This is a genomic window from Lyngbya sp. CCY1209, assembly GCF_055795065.1.
In genome coordinates, this window is sequence record NZ_JAYFER010000094.1 from 1 (window position 1) to 3873 (window position 3873).

Here is a 3873-nt window from a genome sequence, read left to right on the forward strand (position 1 = left end):
CGAGTCCACTTAAGTGGACTTTTGCGATTCGCCTTGAAATTGATTTCAAGGCGGGCTTCAAATTGGCAGATCAGTCCTAACCGTTCTGTCGGTTGCTATATCTTTTTCTATGCAACTTTTAATCCGTACTTTCTAAACGTATCCATCGCCGTCGCCACTTCTTCCAGAGTCGGTTCGGGGGTGTTTTTGAGTTGGTATTCGTAGCCGAGTTGTTCCCACTTGTATTCCCCCATTTTATGAAAGGGTAGAACTTCGATTTTTTCCACATTGCTCAAACCGGAAACGAACCGAGCCAGTTCCTCCATATTATTCGGCTCGTTCGTCAGATTTGGAACCAACACGAAGCGAACCCAGGTGGGTTTTTCTATCTGTTGCAAATACTCGGCAAATTTGAGGGTGGGTTCCACCGAAACGCTCGTCACTTTGCGGTAAGTTTCGGGCTTGTATGATTTGATATCCAAAAGCACCAAATCGACGTAATCTAAAACGGGTTTGGCGGCGTTGATGGGGACGTAACCGGACGTATCTAAAGCGGTGTGGATGCCCAATTCCTTGCACCGCCGGAAGATTTCCGCCACGAACTCCGGCTGCATTAGCGGTTCGCCGCCGGTGACGGTGACGCCGCCGTTGGAAAAGCGCATATAGGAGCGATATTTCTTCACTTCCTCGACGATTTCTGTCGCCGTTATTTCCGTTCCTCCGGCTATTTCTTGGCAGTCCGGGTTATGGCAGTACAGGCAGCGGAGGGGGCAGCCTTGGGTGAAGACGACAAATCTGATTCCCGGCCCGTCTACCGTCCCGCAACTTTCAAAGGAGTGGATTCTTCCAAAAATTTTATGGTTTGAGTCGGACATTTTTTGCAATCTAAATTAGTTCAAAAATTGGCGAGAGCAGATGCCCCCGCCAATTCGTCGGAACCGGGTTTTAGAAACCGCAGTTAAAAACCCGGTTTTTTTAATCCTAGATGCGGTGGTGGAACGTGCGGTTAATCACATCCAATTGTTGTTCGCGGGTCAGCTTGATGAAGTTGACCGCGTAACCGGATACCCGAATCGTCAGTTGGGGGTATTTTTCGGGATGATCCATCGCTTCCATCAGCGTCTCGCGGTTGAGGACGTTGACGTTGATATGGTGGCCTTCTTCGTGGAAGTAAGCGTCCAACATTCCCACCAGGTTGGTGATGCGATCGCCCCCTTCTTTACCCAACGCCTGCGGCACGATGGAGAAGGTGTAGGAAATCCCGTCCTGGGAGTGTTCGTAGGGGAGTTTCGCCACGGAAGCCAAAGCCGCGATCGCCCCTTTCGTGTCCCGTCCGTGCATGGGATTCGCCCCCGGTGCGAAGGGTTCCCCCGCCTTGCGTCCGTCGGGGGTGCTGCCCGTCTTTTTACCGTAGACGACGTTGGAAGTGATCGTCAAAATCGACTGGGTGGGCACCGAATCGCGGTAGGTTTTGTGCTGGCGAATTTTGTTCATAAACTGCTTCACCAGATCGGCGGTGATTTCGTCGGCGCGATCGTCGTTATTTCCGTATTTCGGATAGTCGCCCTCGACTTCGTAATCCACCACCAAACCCTGTTCGTTGCGGACGACTTTCACCCGGCTGTATTTGATGGCGGACAGGGCATCAGACACCACGGAAAGCCCCGCAATACCGCAGGCCATTGTCCGGTAAACATCGCGATCGTGCAGCGCCAATTCGATGCGCTCGTAGGCGTATTTATCATGCATGAAGTGGATGATATTCAGGGTGTTGACGTACAGCCGCGACAACCACTCCAGGCAGCGATCAAATTTCGCCACCACGTCTTCGTATTCCAGATAATCGCCTTGAACCGGAACCCATTCGGGGCCGACCTGTTCGCCGCTTTTCTCGTCTTTACCGCCGTTGATCGCGTACAGCAGCGCCTTCGCCAAGTTCGCCCGGGCGCCGAAAAACTGCATCTGCTTGCCGATTTTCATGGCGCTGACGCAGCAGGCGATCCCGTAGTCGTCGCCGTATTCCGATCGCATCAGGTCGTCGTTTTCGTACTGGGTGGAACAGGTGTCGATGGAAACTTTGGCGCAGAAGCGTTTGAAGTTTTCCGGCAGGCGGGGCGACCACAAAATCGTCAGGTTGGGTTCCGGCGCCGAGCCCAGGGTATATAACGTATTGAGGAAGCGGAAACTGTTTTTCGTCACCAGCGATCGCCCGTCTTCGCCCATGCCGCCGATGCACTCCGTCACCCAGGTGGGATCGCCCGAAAACAGTTGGTTGTATTCCGGCGTCCGCAGGAACCGCACCATCCGCAATTTCATTACAAAATGGTCGATAATTTCCTGGGCTTCGGCTTCGGTGAGGGTGCCGTTTTTCAGTTCGCGATCGAAGTAGATATCCAGGAACGTCGAAACCCGTCCGAGGGACATCGCCGCGCCGTTTTGTTCTTTGACCGCCGCCAGATAGCCGAAATAGGTCCACTGCGTCGCTTCTTTCGCCGTCGCCGCCGGTCGCCCCACGTCGCACCCGTAGGACGCAGCCATGTCTTTGAGCTCCCGCAGGGATCGGATTTCTTCGGCAATTTCTTCCCGCCGCCGGATGGTGTCGGCGTCCATCGCGTCGGGTTCCAGGGAGGCTTGCTGCTCTTTTTTATCCAAAATTAGGCGATCGATGCCGTAGAGGGCGATGCGGCGGTAGTCGCCGATGATCCGCCCCCGTCCGTAGGCGTCCGGCAACCCGGTGATCAGTCCCGAATGCCGCGCCCGCATGATGTCCGGGGTGTAGGCGTCGAAAACGCCGTCGTTGTGGGTTTTGCGGTATTTGGTGAAGATTTTTTCGGTTTCCGGGTCGAGTTCGTAGCCGTAGGCCTCCAGGGATTTTTTCACCACCCGGATGCCCCCGTAGGGCATGATGGCGCGTTTCAGAGGCTTGTCGGTTTGCAAGCCGACGATCTGTTCCGAGTCGCGATCGATGTATCCGGGGCCGTAGGCGTCGATGGTGGAGGGAATTTTGGTTTCCGTGTCTAAAATCCCATTTTTGCGCTCTTCGGCCATCAACTCCAGAACCCGATTCCAGAGCTGTTTCGTGCGTTCCGTCGCCCCCGATAAAAACGTTTCGTCTCCCTCATAGGGACTATAATTTTTTTGGATGAAATCCCGGACGTTGATTTCTTTCGTCCATTTTCCCCCTTGAAATCCTTGCCATTCCGGGGATAGGTCGTCATTTTTGGTCGTCAATGTGGGTTGTGTTGGTCTTTCAAGACTTGAAACCATGTATATTTCCTCGGTTACAGTTCTTTTTGGGTGGGGCTGTCGCACTAATCGAGGACGGTTTATTCTCCCGTCGCAACCCTCAATTATGTGCTACAAACCTAAATTTGCCAGTGTTCCCAAGATCGGCCTGTTCTGTGGCTGTTATTTATTTTGGCATGGGAAACTACAGAATGCAGAACTTTAAGATTCTTTCAAGGATCGTGGGTGTGGCAACAATCGATTCTGACTCCGTCAACGATTAACCTGCTCTCATTTACCCCAGATTGAGGGTCGGTGACGGGCGATCGCGGGCCAAATTTTGACTTCATCTCCGATCTCGGAGACATTTTCTTTCAAGCTCGCAATATTCGCCCGATATGGGTTCTTCCGTTCCCGACTTCCGGGCCGGCGTGACATTCAACCCTCTATACCTCTATTATAGAGAAATTTTCAATTTCGTCAGCCCGTTCGCGATCGACTTTTCCGGCCCGTTGCGGGACTGAAATTTAACCGGAACCGTCGCTATTCGAGAAATATTATCAATTTCCAGGCCATACCCGAAATTTGCGCTTTTATAGCAACGAGCGCTCACGTGGTTACAGTTGAAATGGGGTCAGAAATTTTCAAACCCTTATAGAAAAGCCGTTT

General features: G+C 52.7%; 2 protein-coding genes. Both read right to left on the reverse strand.

The window, feature by feature from the left end; translation table 11 throughout:
- Positions 1–107: 107 nt before the first annotated feature.
- Positions 108–854, reverse strand: a complete 747-nt coding sequence (gene pflA, locus AC0QHF_RS00555; RefSeq protein ID WP_324702240.1) for a pyruvate formate-lyase-activating protein — start codon at positions 852–854, stop codon at positions 108–110.
- A gap of 106 nt (positions 855–960) precedes the next feature.
- Positions 961–3246: a formate C-acetyltransferase gene (gene pflB, locus AC0QHF_RS00560; protein WP_324702241.1), complete on the reverse strand. Its 2286-nt coding sequence runs from the start codon at positions 3244–3246 to the stop codon at positions 961–963.
- Between the last annotated feature and the right edge of the window lie 627 nt (positions 3247–3873).